Annotated in this window: 11 protein-coding genes; 3 read left to right on the top strand and 8 right to left on the bottom strand. The window is 38.2% G+C overall.

The window, feature by feature from the left end; genetic code table 11:
- Positions 1 to 157: 157 nt before the first annotated feature.
- Both C0430_RS04745 and C0430_RS04740 read left to right on the top strand, forming a co-directional pair.
- Complete coding sequence (locus C0430_RS04745; protein ID WP_290866016.1) at positions 158 to 1,294, top strand: acyltransferase; 1,137 nt, start codon at positions 158 to 160, stop codon at positions 1,292 to 1,294.
- Positions 1,295 to 1,449: 155 nt separating this feature from the next.
- On the top strand, positions 1,450 to 2,298 hold the full coding sequence (locus tag C0430_RS04740) for an NAD(P)H-hydrate dehydratase (protein ID WP_290866014.1): 849 nt from the start codon (positions 1,450 to 1,452) through the stop codon (positions 2,296 to 2,298).
- 40 nt (positions 2,299 to 2,338) lie between these two features.
- On the opposite strand, the gene C0430_RS04735 is transcribed toward C0430_RS04740, so the two are convergent.
- Positions 2,339 to 2,848 (bottom strand): GNAT family N-acetyltransferase, encoded by a 510-nt coding sequence (locus tag C0430_RS04735; protein ID WP_290866012.1) that lies wholly within the window; start codon positions 2,846 to 2,848, stop codon positions 2,339 to 2,341.
- Positions 2,849 to 3,109: 261 nt separating this feature from the next.
- Here C0430_RS04735 and C0430_RS04730 point away from each other — a divergent pair, with 261 nt between their 5' ends.
- Positions 3,110 to 3,649: a YSC84-related protein gene (locus C0430_RS04730; protein ID WP_290866010.1), complete on the top strand. Its 540-nt coding sequence runs from the start codon at positions 3,110 to 3,112 to the stop codon at positions 3,647 to 3,649.
- A 245-nt stretch (positions 3,650 to 3,894) separates the two neighbouring features.
- Here the strand turns inward: C0430_RS04730 and C0430_RS04725 are convergent, their stop codons facing one another.
- The 7 genes from C0430_RS04725 to C0430_RS04695 all read right to left on the bottom strand — a co-directional run bounded on the left by C0430_RS04725 (position 3,895) and on the right by C0430_RS04695 (position 18,462).
- Positions 3,895 to 7,332, bottom strand: coding sequence for a discoidin domain-containing protein (locus C0430_RS04725; protein ID WP_290866008.1), 3,438 nt, complete (start codon positions 7,330 to 7,332; stop codon positions 3,895 to 3,897).
- 109 nt (positions 7,333 to 7,441) lie between these two features.
- Positions 7,442 to 9,622: a glycoside hydrolase family 97 protein gene (locus C0430_RS04720; RefSeq protein ID WP_290866006.1), complete on the bottom strand. Its 2,181-nt coding sequence runs from the start codon at positions 9,620 to 9,622 to the stop codon at positions 7,442 to 7,444.
- Positions 9,623 to 9,806: 184 nt separating this feature from the next.
- Positions 9,807 to 11,186 (bottom strand): alpha-amylase family glycosyl hydrolase, encoded by a 1,380-nt coding sequence (locus C0430_RS04715; protein ID WP_290866004.1) that lies wholly within the window; start codon positions 11,184 to 11,186, stop codon positions 9,807 to 9,809.
- Between the two features lie 121 nt (positions 11,187 to 11,307).
- Positions 11,308 to 12,384 (bottom strand): SusF/SusE family outer membrane protein, encoded by a 1,077-nt coding sequence (locus C0430_RS04710; protein WP_290866002.1) that lies wholly within the window; start codon positions 12,382 to 12,384, stop codon positions 11,308 to 11,310.
- A 13-nt stretch (positions 12,385 to 12,397) separates the two neighbouring features.
- Positions 12,398 to 13,891: a RagB/SusD family nutrient uptake outer membrane protein gene (locus C0430_RS04705; protein WP_290866000.1), complete on the bottom strand. Its 1,494-nt coding sequence runs from the start codon at positions 13,889 to 13,891 to the stop codon at positions 12,398 to 12,400.
- Positions 13,892 to 13,900: 9 nt separating this feature from the next.
- Positions 13,901 to 17,164, bottom strand: coding sequence for a TonB-dependent receptor (locus C0430_RS04700; protein WP_290865999.1), 3,264 nt, complete (start codon positions 17,162 to 17,164; stop codon positions 13,901 to 13,903).
- A gap of 128 nt (positions 17,165 to 17,292) precedes the next feature.
- Positions 17,293 to 18,462 (bottom strand): FecR family protein, encoded by a 1,170-nt coding sequence (locus C0430_RS04695; RefSeq protein WP_290865998.1) that lies wholly within the window; start codon positions 18,460 to 18,462, stop codon positions 17,293 to 17,295.
- Positions 18,463 to 18,673 lie beyond the last annotated feature (211 nt).

Genomic DNA, 18,673 nt, shown 5'->3' with positions numbered 1-18,673 from the left:
ACAAACATCGAAATAAAAGAAAAATAATTACATCTTGAAAAACTTTGTGTCTCGGTGTTTTTGTGGCAAAACAACTGTCCAGTTCATAACTTCTAAAGATTTCTTTTTTAATACAATTTTTAATTCCTAATTTGTGACTTCAAATTTGTAGGAAAAAATGAAGTTCTGTATTGTTGAATACGAACCACACTATCGAAATATGGAATTAATGCATGAGACAAAAATAGATACCGAAATTTTAAAGACGAAACAACATTTTGAGATTCTTGATGGATTAAGAGGAATAGCCGCTTTGTCCATTGTAGTTTTTCATTTTATGGAAATCGTGTACAAGCCCAGCGAAAATTTTATCGCCCATGGTTTTTTGGCAGTTGATTTTTTCTTTTGTCTTTCCGGATTTGTCATTGCCTATGCGTATCATGACCGTATTGGCAAAATGAAAATTACCGATTTTTTTAAATTAAGGTTAATTAGGTTGCATCCTTTGGTTATTTTTGGTTCGGTATTGGGTTTGTTGGCTTTTCTTTTTGATTCTTTTGGTGGTAGTCCTGAAACCTACGAAACGGGTAAATTGATACTTGTTTTTCTGGGTTCTATTTTTCTGATTCCTTTTCCAGTAATGGCAGATCGTTATTTCAACTTGTTTGGTTTAAATGCGCCTGCTTGGTCTTTGTTTTGGGAATATGTAGCTAATGTTCTTTATGCGCTTTTCCTTTATAAATTAAGTCGCCGTTCCCTGTTTTTATTAACTGTTTTTGCTGCGGCAGGAATCTGTTTTGTCAGCAACCGTGCAGGAGGTTCTTTATTGGGCGGATGGAGTGGCGAAACCTTTTGGGATGGAGGTGCTCGTATTTCGTTTTCCTTTTTAGCGGGTATGTTGATATATCGTTCCAATTGGATTATTCAATCGAAACTGGGTTTTATCGGTCTGTCCGGATTACTATTTTTAGCTTTCTTGCTCCCTTTTTCTGATTGGAATTGGCTGACAGAACCTATTGTGGTATTGCTCTATTTCCCTTTATTGATTGCATTGGGAGCCGGAGCCACACTCACACAGGGATTCAGGAAACTGTGTGTCTTCTTCGGGAAAATATCGTATCCTTTATACATGACGCATTATGCAGTAATGTGGATTTTTGCGAATTATTATGCGAAGTACCAACCGGAAACTGGTCAAATGGTTTTTATTATAATTATGGGAACAATTCTTCTGCTTGGCCTCGCTTATTTAACAATGATTTTTTATGACATCCCCGTTCGAAAGTATTTAACGGACAGAAGAAAGAAGGTTTAATCTAAAAAAAGTCCCGGATGAATCGTCCGATAATTTTATATCGAATGTTATTTAATATCAATATTTTGTTTTCACCTTCTTCTTTCTTTTTATTGTAATACTCTTTATGGTGAATCATTTAATTTTTGTATTTTTAAGCGAACAAATTTTATTAAATGAAACCAGTAATTCCCATCGACAAGTCCGAAATTCTCAAAAGATACAAACCCATGAACCCTAAAACCCACAAAGGTCTTCAAGGTCACGCTCTGATTGTTGGTGGCAGTTACGGCAAAATAGGAGCAATGACTTTGTCTTCCAAAGCCTGTTTGAAAACTGGTTGCGGGTTGGTCACGGTGTTCATTCCCAGATGTGGTTACAAAATCGTGCAAACTGCCAATCCGGAAGTGATGGTCTTGACGGATATTTCGGTAAAATACATAACCAAAATCGTTTTTGATTTCGTTCCCAAAGCCATTGGAATTGGGCCTGGAATTGGCCAAGATATTGAAACGCACACAGCCTTGCACCGTTTCGTGAAAACCAATGAAATTCCCTTGGTCATCGATGCCGACGCGCTGAATATTTTGTCACAAAACAAACAATGGCTGACTTTTTTACCGGAGAAAACCATTTTTACCCCACACCAAAAAGAACTGGAACGACTCATAGGAGCCTGGGATTCGGATACAGAGAAAATTGAAAAAGCCATCACTTTTTCCAAACAAAACAATCTTATAATGGTGCTGAAAGGCGCGCCAACCAAAATCATTGACGGCGATACCATCTATGAAAACACGACCGGAAACGCAGCCTTGGCCACAGCCGGAACTGGAGATGTTTTGACGGGAATGATTACGAGTTTGTTGGCACAATCCTATGAACCCGTCGATGCTGCCATTCTAGGAGTTTACCTTCACGGATTAACCGCTGACATTGCTTTGCCTGAAACAGGTTATCAGGCGTTTATCGCTTCGGATTGTATTGAACATATTGGAAAAGCGTATTTGAGTTTGGAGAAATAAGACTTTTTACCAAAAAATTCAGTAACAATAGAACTCAAGATCATGAAATCTTTTTTTCCAATACCATGAATTCCAAAGGTTCGTTGGAGATTGGAATATGAACATCGCCAACAGGAAAGGGTTCCCTTGCTCCCGTATCGACATAACCGTTGCGTTTGTACCAAGAAATTAGTTCTTCCCGAATAGAAATCACCGTCATTACAATTTTAGACAAACCCAATGCTGAAGCATGTATTTCGGCCTGTTGCATTAATTTTTTTCCAACGCCACTATTTTGCAACTCAGGCAAAACAGTCAACATTCCTAAATACAAATGATGCTCTTTTTTGATAAGCAACACACAACCCATGATGTCGTTGTTCTTCGTGAATTTTAGGATGGTATTTTTCTTGTCTTGAATGATTTCGGTTAATTCTTTTTCAGTTGTCCTGCTTCCTTCCAAAAGGTTGGCTTCGGTAGTCCAGCCTTTTTTAGAAGATTCCCCTCTATAGGCTGAATTGATTAATTTATTCAAAGAGGAAACGTCTTCTATTGTTGCTTTTGTAATCATGGATATTAAATATTCCGGTTTGTGGTTTTTGTATTTTTCAAAGGTAAAAAAAAGGACGACAAAACAACATCTCATGGTAGCAGTTGTTTGCGTTTCCTCTTTGTGGACAAAAGCTGTTTTATAGGTTTGTTTTCCACTTGATTCATTTAGAAATAATTAAGCTGAATATTGATTATTTGAAAACGCTATTGTGTTGATAATCAGGTTTTTTATTTTTATCTTTGAGTAAAGGATTTTCAGAACAATTTAAAATATATAATCATGAAAAAATTAAATGTTATTTGGTTAATGGTTATGGCTTGTTTGATCAACATAATGCCTTTATTTGGACAAACAGATTCTAAAAAGAATAAAATCATTGCTGACAGCAAAACAGCAAAGACTGAGTTCATTGCGGCTGACGGTCTTATGAAAGGACTTTTTGATAACGCTTATGGTTACGTTATTTTTCCCAATGTTGGTAAAGGAGGTCTGGGGATAGGAGGGGCAATTGGCAATGGAGTTGTCTATCAAAATAACAAGGTGATTGGTTTGGCCAAACTGTCTCAAGTGAGCATAGGATTCCAGGCTGGTGGACAAGCATATCGTGAAGTAATATTTTTTGAATCAAAAAAGGAATTGGAACGTTTTAAAAATGGCCAATTCGAATTTTCGGCACAAGTTTCGGCAGTGGCAGTAACAGCTGGTGCCTCAGCAAATATTAAGTTTACTGAAGGCATTATGGTGTTTACCATGCAAAAAGGCGGACTTATGTATGAGGCATCGGTAGGCGGACAGCAATTTAAGTTTAGTAAGTTGTAATTTTTTTTGGTGAAATTCCAGCAATGACTGGCACAAAATACTACATTTCGCATAATCCAATGGATGAAAAGCATAAAACAAAATGAGCTCGAAATAATATCGAGCTCATTGTCATCAAAATTGATTATAAATTTGTCTAAATTTTAGTGCAGTCCAGTTTTGGAACGGTTCTTTACCGTTTGCATAGTAAAGATATGCTCAAATTTTTAATTTGACTTTACAGATTGTAGACTTGAATTGTATCATTACTTTTTCACAATTTTTAATGTTGATGAGGTGTTTCCCGCTTCAACTTTTGCAATATAAATACCTGCACTAAGTTGTGTGGTATCAATCTGGGCAGTGCTGCTTTCCGGTTTTAAATTTAGTACAACTTTCCCCATTATGTCTACAACGCTGATGTTAGTAATAATATCATTTGTAGATGCTATATTCCAGGTGCTTGTAGCAGGATTTGGATACGCAGTAATGTTTTTATTTTCGAATTGAGATGTCCCAAGTGTAGTTTTAACTTGTGTTGATACACTTTGCTTATCACAGTTAAGGGCAGTAAGTGTAATAGTGTATGGACCTTCATTAGCATAATTATGCTGAGGATTTTCTTCAGTAGACGTTGTTCCATCTCCAAAATCCCAAACGTAAGATTGAGCATTCACCGAGTTGTTAGTAAAAGAAACTGCATTTCCATTTGCCACAAATGTAAATGTTGCTGTAGGATCGTAAGCTCCAACATTCCATGCGGTAAGGTTGTTGTATACAATTGTTTTTACAACTTCCTTAATTTGGTTAGCCACCGTAGCGCTTAAAATACTGGTATTATAGGTAATTAAAGTAGGGTCTTTGCGGAATATCACAGTATAAAATGTAACTGCTGCAACATAAGTCCCTGCTAATGTAGGATGGCTTTCATCGGCATCATATAACTCAATTTCCGGATGCAGTTGCCTCATCTGGCGACGTACACTGCCTACTGGCGAAATGGTGGCATCATTGTCGTTTGCCATCTGGGCGTAACTTAGTGCTAAACGGTTATCCATACCTTCATAAGTACACATTTCAGGGATGGTAGGGCAATAGGTTGCATCACCATTTTTACGACCCCAGGTTTGGTAAAAAAACAATTCTGTACACGGGCTGTATTGACGTGCCATATTAGCAAGCTTGGTAGCAAATGCAAACGTATGTTCTTGTACATAAGTATTTTCAAGAGCTGGGCGTTCGCTATGGTCTTGTAAAACCACGTAATCCCATCCGCCTTGTTGCAGTGCGCCAGTAGTCCCCGTATTTGCAAAATGCCCTTCAAGGCTTGTGCCTCCCACAGTAAAGCTGGAAGCATTGAGTTTATCACCTGTAGATGCTGCCATATTTTTTACCATGGTAGGCAGGTTATTATAGTAAGTATAGCTATTGCCAATAAAAAGTATGCGTTTTGCCGTATCGGGTGCAATAGGGGTACCACACACATTAAGCTCATAAATAGAATATCCATATTGGGTGTTGCGTGTTACACCATCCATTTTTATGTAGCGGTATTGCGCATCTATATTTTCAATAACATCAATACGGGCTCCATATTCCATATTGTTTTTTTCGGCAATAGTTACCCATGTGGTACCATCTACAGATCCTCTCACAAAATAATTTTTGGCACTATAGGTATCCCATGTTAAGGTTACTGCACTAATTGCACTTAATGTACCAAGGTCAACTGTTAAACTTTGCTCGTCAGTCGCTGCGCTTTCCCATTGTGTAGCGCTATTGCCGTCAGCAGCAAGTGTAGCATTTCCGGTAGTGGCGGTAGCTGAAACAACAGGTATAAGAGTACAATCCGGTGCAGGAGATGCACCAATGGGTTTTCCAAAACTGTAAGCGCCCGTCGTCCTGTTAAGGGTAACGCTATAAGTCCCTGCAGGTATATTGATGTCGATACCATTTTGTGAACCTGTTCCGTTAGGAAAACCACCATCGCCGCCCCATTGTGTTGTCCAACTATTATCTTGGCGGAATTTAACGGCACCGCTTGTTAGGGTAATGCTGTTTATAACATAGTGAATGCCGTCGGCTGAGGTCAATATATGTGTATCAGTCTGTGGGTCAACCGGCCAGCCCTGTGGCGTACTATTGCCTACTATGGCAATGCTCGGGTAGTTAAAAGAGTATTGTAAGGTAGTACGGTTAAAAGAAACATTGTATACATTATTGGATACGTTTAGCGTCCCTGTCCCTTCGACAGCTGTTCCTGATGGAAATGTTGGTGGAGTCCAAGATACAATGTCCGTATGGTTTTGTCTAAATTTTACCTCTCCATTTACAGGTAGGCCAACGCCTGAATAGTGAACGCCATCACTTGTTCCTAAATCAACATCCGTATTTCCTACACCGGCACCTGAAAGGCTAACAACAGGATATAAGTTTGAAGGAGAAAAGTTAAATGCTAGGGTTGTGCTATTAAATGTTACATTATAGATGCCTATCGGTACAGTAATATTGCTTCCGTTCAGTACTGCAATGCCCGTAGGAAAAGAACCTGCAGGCGCTCCCCAATTATTTACCCATGAATTTAAAGCCCTAAATTTTACAGATCCACTAGAGGTTACTAAATTATCTATACTCCAATGCACACCATCGGTACTGGTCATTTGATGAGCATCTATTTCGCCGACGGTATTAGTAGGCCATCCGCCCACACCGTCACCTACAATAGCCATTGAGTTGAACTGCGCATCCATTAATTGGACAGGAGTACTTGTTACACTTTCGTCAGAATAATTGAATGCTTTATCTACGGTGTATACTTTATAATAATAATCTACTCCGGGAGTCAAGCCATTATCTAAAAATGAAGTACCTGCTCCTGTGTATCTTACAAGGCCATTGCCAACGGTATTGCCTGATTTATAAATACCATTTTGAATTGGATCATCAGAAATTGATGGTGCAGTTGTAGCATAACGAATTACTACATAACCTCCTCCATCAACACCGCCACTTGCTGCAGCCCAACTCACATTGGCGCCACCATTTGTAGCACCAGTAGCAGTAATTACCCCAGGTAAATTTGGTGCGGTTGTATCAGGTGAATTTGATTGATAAATTACAAAATCATCAAAATCAGCCGAATATCCAGTAGCAGCAGCGGTAATTGTAAAGCCTGCAACACCAAAATTCCCAGCAGGAGTGCCGTTAGTAGTAATCGCAACCGCTACTTTTGTCCAAGATCCTACACTTGCTGATAAACCTGCAGCAAAGCTCTGTTTAGTACCGATTGGAGGTGTTTGAGTTGCTGAAGTATTATCAACAAATAGGTCGACTGTACTAGCAACGAGAGGAGTGGTTGAAGCAGATTTGTACCAAAATTGGATTTGATATGTAGTATTTGGCGCAAATGCTCCAGCTATTTGAGGAGAATAGAAATTTTTTGCAGTGCCATTAATTGAGCCTAATGTAACGTATCTCGAACCACTACGTCCTCCAGTTGCAATAGAAGTTTTTACATTGTTTGCTGTAGTGTTTGCCGTCCAGAGAGTAGTAGAGAGGTTGGCAGCTGATGAACTACCTCCCGCTAGAGTTCCTGTATGATTCTCAAATCCACCATCATGAGCTGAATAAGCTCCAATACCTGTTTGCGCATAGCCAACAAACGTAATGATAAATGCAAATAATAAGTGTAATTTATTTTTCATGGTTTTGCTTTTAAATTGTTCATAAATGTTTTTTTGGGTTATTAATAGAGTGAAATTTTTAGATGAATCCTATTATGAAAGACGTACTTTCATAATAGGATTTTGGAACCTATATTTTTTTTAATTTCTTCATTTCTGAAGCTTTTCCTTCTTTGATACTGATGGCCAATCCTCCTCCGGGAGCGAGGTATTGTTTCAGCAAACTTTTAGAAGTTACAATGACTTTTGTAATGGAATAACTTTGTGGCTTTTCGTTCCAATTGGCATCTTTTGCGTCAGCATAAATGGTGGCGATGTATTGAGTCCCTTTTGGCAAATAATCGAAAGAAATAGTTGCCGTTCTTGAATTTTCGTCGGTGATGCCGCCCACAAACCATTCTTTTTTACCTTTAGCTTTTCGGGCAATGGTGATGTAATCCCCAGGTTCTGCTTCCAGGATGTAACTGTTATCCCAATCTACTGCAACGTCTTTTATGAATTGGAAAGCATCTGGAAAACGATTGTAATTGTCTGGAATATCGGCCGCCATTTGCAAAGGACTGTACATTGTGACATAGTAAGCCAATTGTTTTACCAAAGTGGTGTTTACCCGTTGCTTTCCACCTGTTCCGTAATAAGAAAGATCGGTTTGAAAAATACCTGGCGTAAAATCCATTGGGCCACCCATCAATCGGGTAAACGGCAAAATGGTAGTATGCTCAGGAGTCAAACCGCCCATGGCTTCGAACTCGGTTCCTCTGGCCGATTCTTGGGCAATCCAGTTTGGATAAGTTCTGTTTAATCCTGTTGGACGAACGGCTTCGTGACTGTCAATCATAATTTTATAGTTGGCGGCGCGTTCTGCTACGTGGATGTAATGATTTACCATCCATTGTCCGTCGTGATGTTCGCCACGCGGAATAATTTGCCCTACATAACCTGTTTTTACGGCATTGTATCCATTGTCATTCATAAACTGGAAAGCACGGTCTAAACGACGCTCGTAATTTGTGGCCGATCCCGAAGTTTCGTGATGCATGATGATTTGAACTCCTTTGGAAGCGGCATATTCACGAAGAGCTTTCACGTCAAAATCTGGGTATGACGTAACAAAATCAAAGACTTCCTCTTTCCAATTTCCTATCCAATCTTCCCATCCTACATTCCATCCTTCGACTAAAACGGCATCAATATTATTTTTGGAGGCAAAATCAATGTATTCTTTTACTCTTTCATTGGTTGCTCCGTGCTTTCCGTTTGGAGTAAGTTTAGAAAAATCTTGTCCAAGTTTTACATTGTTTTCTTTGCCATAAGCCCAAGTACTTTTTCCGGCAACGAAATATTCCCACCAAACTCCAATGAATTTCATTGGTTTTATCCAAGAAACATCTTTGTATTTGGTAGGTTCGTTCAAGTTCAAAATCATTTTTGAAGCCAGAATTTCGGTGGCTTTGTCGCTGATGACAATGGTTCTCCATGGCGATTGGGTATCCGTTTGCATATAGCCTTTATTGCCAACAGCATCAGGAGTTAAATGGGAACTCATTTTTAAAGTTGTTGGGTCTACAGTCAATGACATCGCGGGGTAATTAATCAATGCAGCTTCGTGAATGTTGATGTACAACCCATCTGAAGTCTTCATCATCGAAGGTGTTTGTACGGCCAAATCTTTGATGGGACTTTGTGCATTCATATAAACGGTTGCTTTTTTAATCTGGCCCGGAATCTCTGATATTTTTGAAGTGGTGTACGCATATTCATTCGTGTCATAATCTCCCGGAATCCAGAAAATTTTATGGTCACCAGCCAATTGAAACTCGGTATGTTCTTCCTTGATTACGAAATAATTTAAGTCCGTTTGTTTTGGAAATTCATATCTAAAACCCAAACCATCGTTAAACAATCGGAACCGGATTCGGATGTATCGATTGTTGTTTTTGGCTTGCGCCAAAGTAACTACCAGTTCGTTGTAATTATTGCGAATTGTTTTTTCTTCGCCCATGACGGGACTCCATGAATCATCAACAGAAGCTTGAGTGGTGTTCGCAATAGAAAAACCATCCATAAACGAGGGTAAATCTTTTACTTCTATTCCCAAAGTACTTGGTTTTATAACCGATTTTCCTTTGTAGCTCAATTGATAGGAGGGAATTCCGTTATCTTTTAATTCAAACTGCAAAGAAAGATTCTTGTTGGGAGAAGTAATTGTTTGTGCTTGAACTAAATATGGTGTGGCGCAAACAAAAGTGAACCAAACTAATTTTCTTGCAAGACTAAATTGAATTAATGGATTTTTTGGTTTAAAATTCATGTTTATTAGTTTTTTGATTAATAAATTGCCAAAAGACACAAAGACACCAAAGGTCGAAGTAGGCAAAATTCAAAAACAATCCAAATTCCTTCAAACAGAAAGTTGAACGCATTAAATCTTTGTGCCTTTATGGCAATAAATAAAAGGGTATTTTAGGCCACGGACTCGTGGCCTATTATCTTTGTTAATTTTTTAATACCAAATATTGGTATGGTTGCAAAGTTATATCGGCAGTAACCGTTGTTGCAGCACCTGTAAATGCATCTTTCCAAGCTGTGGTTGTCAAAGCTGCCGGAACGATGTATTTCGTGGTTAAACCAGTTAGGTTGGCTAGAACCAAGACTTTATCCGTGCTGGTTTCCATAGTAAAAGCACTTACTGCATCACTGCTAAAACCTTTGTAAATTCCTGTTTTAATGGCGCTACTGCTGTTTCTAAATGCAATTATCTTTTTATATTCTGCCAGCATATTGGCATCGGCAGTGCTCCAATCGATAGGGTTTTTAGTAAAATAATCGATTCTTTTGGCGTACCCAATTTCTTGAGCATTGTAAATCATTGGTATGGATTTCATGTAAGCAGCCACAACAAAGGTGGCAATGGATCCTTTTTTTCCACCAAACAATTCCAAAGGAGTGCCATCGGTTAGGTTCACGTCATGATTCGTGGTATATCTTACAATGCGTTGGGAGTTGTCGTAATTGTTGGCATATTCTAAAGCGTTTGCATCTTGAATTACAGTTGCAGGCTTGCTTTCATTGAAGACTTTTTTCAATGCACCAAAATATTCAAAACCAAAAGTAAAATCAAAACCGGAAGTAAAATGATTCATTCTTTTTCCTTCGGCAAGCATCAAAATATCTTGATTTTTAATTTTTCCTAAAGCAGTAGTTGCTTCCGACCAAAAATTTTGGGGAACTGCATCGGCATAATCGCATCTGAAACCATCAATGTTGGCATTGTAAACCCAGTATGACATGGCGTCAATCATGGCTTTTTTCATTTTTACATTATTGAAATCCAATTGTGCCACATCATTATAATTGGTTCCGGGAGGAATGATGATGTTTCCACTAGAGTCTTTTTGGTACCATTCAGGATGCGAGTTTACCCATCCATTATCCCATGAAGTATGGTTGGCCACCCAATCCAAAATTACGGCCATATTTTTTTTGTGGGCTTCTTCCACTAAAACACGAAGGTCTTCCAAAGTTCCAAATTCGGTGCTTACCGCTTTGTAATCCATAACCGAATAAGGAGATCCCATCCCACCAGCTGATCTCATTATTCCAACTGGATAAATGGGCATCAAATAAATTACATTAACGCCAAGTTCTTGAATATAATCCAATTTGTCTTGAACCCCTTTTAAAGTTCCAGCTTGGCTGAAAGCACGAAGATTGACTTGATAGATGATGGCATCTTCTTTTTTGGGCATATTGGCAAATGGCGTTCCGTACTGTGGATAAGCCGGAATTGGCTCCGGATTGTTGTCTGATGAACTGCACGAAGCCACTACTGAAGTGAAGAGAAGTGCAAAAACAATGTTGAAGAATAGTTTCATTTTTATATTTTTTATAAATAAACGTTCGATTTAGCCAGTATGACATCCCTCCATCTTTTAAAAAAGAGGGATGTTTTTGAATACTAACCTGACTATTTTATTTTGAACGATTACTTTGTTGTTAGATTTTTTTGATGGTGTAAGTAGCTGTTGCAGGATAAATACCCGTTGTTGGATTTTTCTCTGCTATAGAGAATGTCACTTCATAATTACCCGCTTCACTTACGTCATGAGCTCCTGGATTGTCTAGGTATATGATGCCTTCTGCGTTGTTTTTTGGCCCGTAATTTATGGTCCAAGCATTATTGAGCCTGAATTTTAATGCTCCAGCGTTTAATGCCCCCGTGAATTTCCATACATTTAGTTGGTGGTCATAAGTCATATTGGTTGAATTATCCCAACCACCGGCAGTTGCGGTTCCAATTATTCCCCAAGAATAAGCAACAGCTGTCCATTTTGCAGTGTTCAGGTTTACTGTCATTTGGTACGTTCCGGCTTGTGCAATTGCAAAATCAGTTGTACTTCCATCTAAAATATTACCGTTGGCATCAGCCCCGTAAAATTGATTCCAGTTTCTTTCATTGGTAAACTTGAATCCCAATCCTTTTGTTGCCGGGAAAGTTACATATCCTTGATAAATCCCGCTATCAATTGCTTTAAGGGCAGCTGCTGTGCCAATAACCCAATCTTGGTAAGATCCTGGCACGTAGATTTCTCCAAAGACAACAGGTTTTGCATAAGGAGTAACCGTTATCGTGATGGGTTCTGAATAGATTTTGCGGTCTAAATACGACTCTACACGAACCACTATTTTACCGGCCACATCTACTGGAAGCCCTAATTTGATTGCCATTTTATTAAGGTCATCACCTAAAAGTGATTTGCTTAAAACATCTTCACCCACTTCAACTCTTACTGCTTTTCCCCAAGCAGTACTTCCTGAAACATCTGATGGAATGTCAAATTCCAAGGCGTAAGTTACCGGTGCTTGAATAGGGAAAACAACTGCTGGCCAAGAAAAAGCTACCACAGGTTGAGTTGCTGTTGCGGTAGAAAGAACGATTGTGCTGGGTGATGCCACGAGAGCACTGCTGAAACTTACCTCTTTCAAGCTGGTAAGTGCCGCATCGTTTGTACAGGATGCACTCAAGAAAAGTAAAGTGCTTATTGCGAATAACTTGTATATGTATTTTTTCATGATAGTTCTAAATTTAGTAACCTGGATTTTGTTTTAGTCCCTTGTTTGCGTCCAAAGCTGCCGTAGGTAAAGGAAACAACTTTCTGAAATTTGCGGATGCTCCCCTGAATTCATTGGCCAACAAGAATTTATTGAAACGAATCATGTCTTGTCTTCTGTGGCCTTCCCAATTTAATTCAAATCCTCTTTCATCATAAATATTGTCCAAAGTTGGATTTGCGGCTAAAACTCCAAGTCCTGCACGTTGTCTTACAGCATCAATAAAAGGTTTTGCGGCTGCGGCATTGGCAAGTCTAACATTACATTCGGCTTTCATTAACAAAATATCGGCATATCTGTAAATTGGAAAATCGTTTGATGCTCCACCACCGTCTGAAGGGGTAACTGGATAAAACTTAGTATTGCGAACACCTGCCTGAGGTGCAGCTCCCGGATTATCTAAAGAAGCAACATCAATGGAATAGTTCACGCCACCACCTTGATCTCCATAACGGAATTGTTTTTTGCGAATGTCTTTGTCATCGTATTTCAAAAAGAAATCTTTAGGCACGATAGTTCCATTCCATCCACTATAACCAAATAGAGCTTGGGCATCTGGGCCGTTTAAGCTTCGAACCGTGAAAATATTTCTTGATACTACATTTGCAGTGGCAAACATGGCCAAAATGGTTTCGTCATCAGGAAGCACGTCTCCAAATAACTCATAGTATTTGTTTCCCATTGGACTGGAAGCATTGGCTGCAGCGGAATGAAGTGAAAATCCGCCTTCGCTCACTTTATCACAAGCCGCTAGACATTTCGCCCATTCTGCAGTTCCTGTATAGACTTCGGCATTCAAATAGACTTTTGCCAATAAAGCATAACCTGCCCATTTGTTGAATCGTCCGTAATAGCTTCCTCCTTTGGTGGCCGAAAGAGTTTCGACATTTTCAGTCAATTCTTTTACGATGAAATCATAAACTACTTTACGGCTGGCTTGTGGAATTTTATCTACAGTGATGTTGTTGTCCGTGTAAAAAGGGACATCGCCAAAATCGTCTATCAATAAGTAGTAGAAAAAAGCTCTCAATACTTTTGCCTCGGCGATTTTTGATGCTTCTGCATTGGAAGCTTCTAATTGATTTACCGCTAAATTGGCATTGAAAATGGATTTGTACAACCATCTCCAAGTGTTGTTTATGAAAGAATCTGTAGGCAACCAATCGTGTTTGTACAAACGGGCAAAATCCAATTCCCAGTCACCGGTTGTTCTGTGGGGAATAACTTGTTCATCTGAACTAAAGCAGTTTAAGTCATACCAACCTCTGTCGGCTCCGGCATATCCAACGCCATCCCAGTTTCCGCCAACTTGTGCATAAACACTGGCAAGAGCCACATCGGCACCTTGAGCCGTTCCATAAAAGTCGTTTGCCGGATATTTATCATAGACATGTTCGTCAATATTGGTACATCCAACCAGTAACAAGAAACTTAAGATTCCTGTTATAAATATATTTTTGATTTTCATTTTCTTTTACTATTTAAATTTTACATTCAAACCTAATGCGAAACTTCGGGTGCGAGGATAAATACCATTGTCACCTCCAAAGCCATTACTGCCACTCATGTTCAACTCTGGATCGATTCCAGAATAATGGGTAATGACAAATAAATTGTTTCCGGTAAGAGAAAGTCGAAACGACTCAATGTATTTAACGGTTTTAAAATGAAAATTATAGCCTGCAGTTACATTTTCCAATCTTAAAAAAGAACCATCTTCAAGCCATAAATCAGAGCCATATTTAGAAGTATACAATCCTAATGGAATGGCGCTGTCCAATACATTGGCCTTTCCTATGTTCTCCATATAACTTAAGCTTGATCTTAAACCATTGTATATTTTATTTCCACCTGAACCCCTGAATAACAAGGAAACATCCAAGTTTTTATGTTGGAAAACAGGATTGAAGGAGTAAGTGTACGTTGGTAAAGCGGAACCACTCAACAAACGATCCGGGCTTGTATTTCCTTGATCGATGATGCCATTTCCGTCAACATCAAGTACGGTTTCAGAATTCGCATTGTCTTTTCCTGTATGGTGCAAAATATTGAAAGTTCCAATAGGGTGTCCTTCTATCAAATAAGAACTAGGCCCCCAAGGGACATAATTTGTATTCAAGGGAACTCCGTTAATGCTTCCGCTCAAGTTTAATACTTCATTTTTAAGGAAAGATACATTTCCGTTGAGCGTTAGGTTTGTATTTTCGTTTTTTATCAAATCGTAACCCAAAGAAATTTCCAATCCTTTGTTCAAAATACTTCCCACATTTGCTTTGATGGTATTGTAAGGATAAGGTGGTTGAGGTACGGTATAATCAAAAAGAAGATTGTCGGTTGTTGCTGTATACACATCAACGGTTCCTCTTAATCTGCTATCTAAAAGGGCAAAATCAATTCCAAGATTGGTTTGTTTTTTGGTTTCCCAACGCAAATCGGCATTGGCATTTTGGGTCACGTTGAAATTAGTAATTTGTGAACCTCCAAAATAAGTTACCCCGGAACCACCCACCAATGAGATGGAATTTTGAGGATACAACCCTTGTTGGTTCCCCGTAACACCATACCCAACTCTTAGTTTTAAGTCGTTGAAAATGGTTTGGTCTGCCATGAAAGATTCTTTGTTGATTTGCCAAGCCAATGAAGCCGATGGAAAATCACCCCATTTATTATTAACTCCAAATACAGAAGAACCATCACGTCTATAACTGGCGGTAACTAAATACCTGCTTAAAAATGAATAATTGACACGTCCCAAAAAGGACACCAAAGTCCTGTCGTTTTTGTAAGAAGACATATCTCCTGGTTGTACTTTTGACAAATCTCCCAATTGTAAGGCATTATAAGTGGCAATATCATTAATAAATCCTCTGGCTTGCGCATAATTCCCTTTATAGGTCTGGTTTTGCCATTCGTACAATCCTAATGCATTAATGCTATGGTCGCCAAATACTTTTTTATAGGAAAGACTAATATTCATTAGTTTTTCGTTTTGTCTGTTGTTGCTGATATTGGCTTGTCCTTTTTGGTCAATTGCAGCAGCAAGGGTTGATTCTGCTGGAAGATAATAGCCATAGGTACTGTTTGTTTTTCTCCAACTTCCAAACCAGCCTGCAGTCAATCCTTCATATAAATCTAAATCGGCTTTAAGGCTTCCAAACAAATTATCGTTTTGTCCTTCATTTGTAACTGTTTGTGCCGCTGCATAAGGATTTAAATATTGAAAAACATTAGGGTCTGTGTAATAAGTGGTTTCATCAGTGTTATAAACAGGATCGGTAGGACGCATTACATAAGCATTTGTAATTAAATTGGAGGTAAATGCTGCTCTTCCTATACTTCCAATGCTATTGGTAGACTCGGTAATTCCGGTATTAAGATTGAATGTCAGCTTTAGTTTGTTGTCTATGGCCGATTGTGTTGCCAAAATTCGGCCAATGTATTTGTTATTGTTGGAATTAATAACGACACCATCTTGTAAAATGGCACTGATGGAAGCTCTATAACTAAAAGTATCGGTTCCTCCACCAAAAGATAAAGTATGGGTTTGTGTCGCTCCGCTTTTAGTCAAAATCCCATACCAATCTGTGTTTGATCCGTGATTGGCAGAAGCTGGAACACCTACTAATTGTGCTTGTTCCCACCATTGGTTTGCGTCTAAAATATTCAATTTTTTTGGAATATAATCCATTGCCGTTGAAGCGGAATATTCAATGGATGTTTTGCCTGCCTTGTTTTTCTTGGTACTCACAATGATAACACCTGCAGCACCTCTTGAACCGTAAATTGCTGTTGCTGAAGCGTCTTTTAATATGTCCATTGACGCGATTTCGCTTGGAGGAATTTGGTTTAATAAATCCATGTTACCTTGAACACCATCAACCACGATTAAAGGATCGCTACCTCCAATCAAGGAAGATATTCCTCGAATTCTAACATTAGGTGTAGCTCCTGGTTCACTTCCTGTTTGGGTGATGTTTACACCAGCCATTTTTCCGGAAATCAGTTGTAGCGGATTAACGATTGCTCCTTGGTTCATGTCTTTTGCCGCAAGGGAAGAAACTGCTCCCGTAACATCTTTTCTGGTGGAAGTTCCATAACCAATAACGACCACTTCTTTTAAATCAGCTGTTTGTGGAAAAAGTTTAATTGTCGTGTTTTGCAGGTTTGCCAAGAATCGTTTTTCTTTATATCCCACATAACTTACCATGATTTCGGAATCATTGTTTTCCACGGTAATTTCAAAATTTCCATCTGCATCTGAACTAACTGCTTTGTTGGTGGCTACTTCAATAACCGAAGCACCAGGCAATGGCATTCCGTTTTCGTCAATAACTTTCCCTTTTACGGTTTGCTTTATAATTTTTATGCTTTCTTCTTTTTGAACAGCCAGTTTTTTCAAGATGACTTGTGTCTCCCTAACTTTAAAATCGGTTGCCGTTCCTTTGAATAGTTTATTTAAAACAACATCAATGGTTTCATTTTTTGATTTAATGGAAATGACGCGATTCAAGTCAATATCATTCAATTTGTATATAAATCTAAAATCTGTTTTTTGTTCGATCGTCTCTAGAACCGTTTCCACGGTTGTGTTATTCAATTCCAAGTTTACCTTTGTTTGGGCATAACTATTGGCTCGAATATTAAACATGGCGACCAAAAGAAGCAAGGTGGTTAGTTTCAATTTCAGGTTGTTTTGGAACAATGGAAAAAACATTCCACTATTCTTTGGTTTTTTTTTCATAATTTTGTAATTGATTGTATTTAATTTGATAGGTTCAATCTTTTCTTAAATCGGAAATTGTTGGTAGCTTTTTCCGATTTTTTTATTTCTGCTTATTTAACTCTTCATTTTTCATTGGTTTTTAGTGGTTATTTAATTAGTACTTCGTTGTTTCTTAATGTGTAATTGATTCCGTGAATTTCATTAAAGTAACTCAATACTTTTGCTATTGGTTCATCCCCAAAACTGGCATTAAATTTCTCATTGGACAATTTGCCGTTTTGATTGACAATGGTGATGTTGTAGTGTCTTTCCAGTTTCTTGGAGATGTCCTTGAAAGTCATGTCCCTGAAGGTTAATCCGCCTTTAATCCAAGCCGTGTATACATCTGTAACAACAGCTTTGGTCTTGATTTGATTGTTTATTTTAGAAAAACTTCCTTTGAATCCCGGTTTAAGAATGGTGTTTTTTTCTGCATTAAACTGTTCTTTTGCTGTATATAAGCCAACGGAACCTTCCACTAAAACCACATCCGTGGAATTGTCTTCGGGATAGTTGGAAACATTGAAATGAGTTCCCAAAACGCGAACATTTAAATTATCGGCATTTACGACAAAAGGATGTGTTTTATCTTTGGTTACATCAAAAAAGGCTTCTCCGTCCAGAAAAACTTGCCTGTTTTCGCCTGCAATAAATTTTACCGGATATTTTAGAGTGGTACCCGAATTTAAATGGACAATGGTACCATCCGATAATTGCAACTCAAATCGTTTTCCATAAGGGATTTTTAGGGTATTGTATATTAGTTTTTCTGCAGGAGTTTTGGTGTCGTAAATAATTTTATTTCCGTTTTGATTTCCTATGACATTTCCTTCAGCATCTGCTATTTGTGATTTTTTTCCTGCCGATATCACTTGAATCTCGCCGTTTTCTAATTGTAAAGTGATTTCGTTGCTGTTTGAAACAGGAGTTGCTTTCGGATTAAAAAAGCCTTGCTGATAAGATAATCCAATGGTCAATAAAACAAGTATTGAAGCTGCAATTCCAATATATTTTCTGAACGGATTTTTTTCTGGAACAATCTCCATTGCCTCGGTTTCTTTTGCGTTAATCAAAATATTGGAAAATATTCTGTCGGCAGTACTTTCGTCCATTTCAGGCATATCATCAAGCAATGATTTGATGTCTTCAACTTCTGGAAAATCCGAAGTAAGTTTATTGTTTCTATAATATTCGACAACTTTATTTGTCTCCTCTACGGAACATTGGTTCAAAATAAACTGGTGAAGTAATTTTTTTATTTCTGAATTTTCATTCATCGCGAATTGCTTTTTTTAGTTTCTGTTCTATATTATACAGTTGAGGAGGCGTTGACTACTACTCAAACGTTGTAATTTTTTTGATTTTTTGCATGAATTATTTGTATTTTGTAATTATAAAACTGATTTACAAGTATTTATGAAATAAATTATTTTCAAGAAAATCAAAAAAAATCACTCCTTGAAGAGTGATTGAAGTTAAAATAAGAGA

Origin of the sequence: Flavobacterium sp., assembly GCF_013823965.1 — a bacterium.
Lineage (GTDB): Bacteria > Bacteroidota > Bacteroidia > Flavobacteriales > Flavobacteriaceae > Flavobacterium.
The sequence above is the reverse complement of the archived record's forward strand: the minus strand, read 5'-3'. Positions and strand labels throughout refer to the sequence as shown.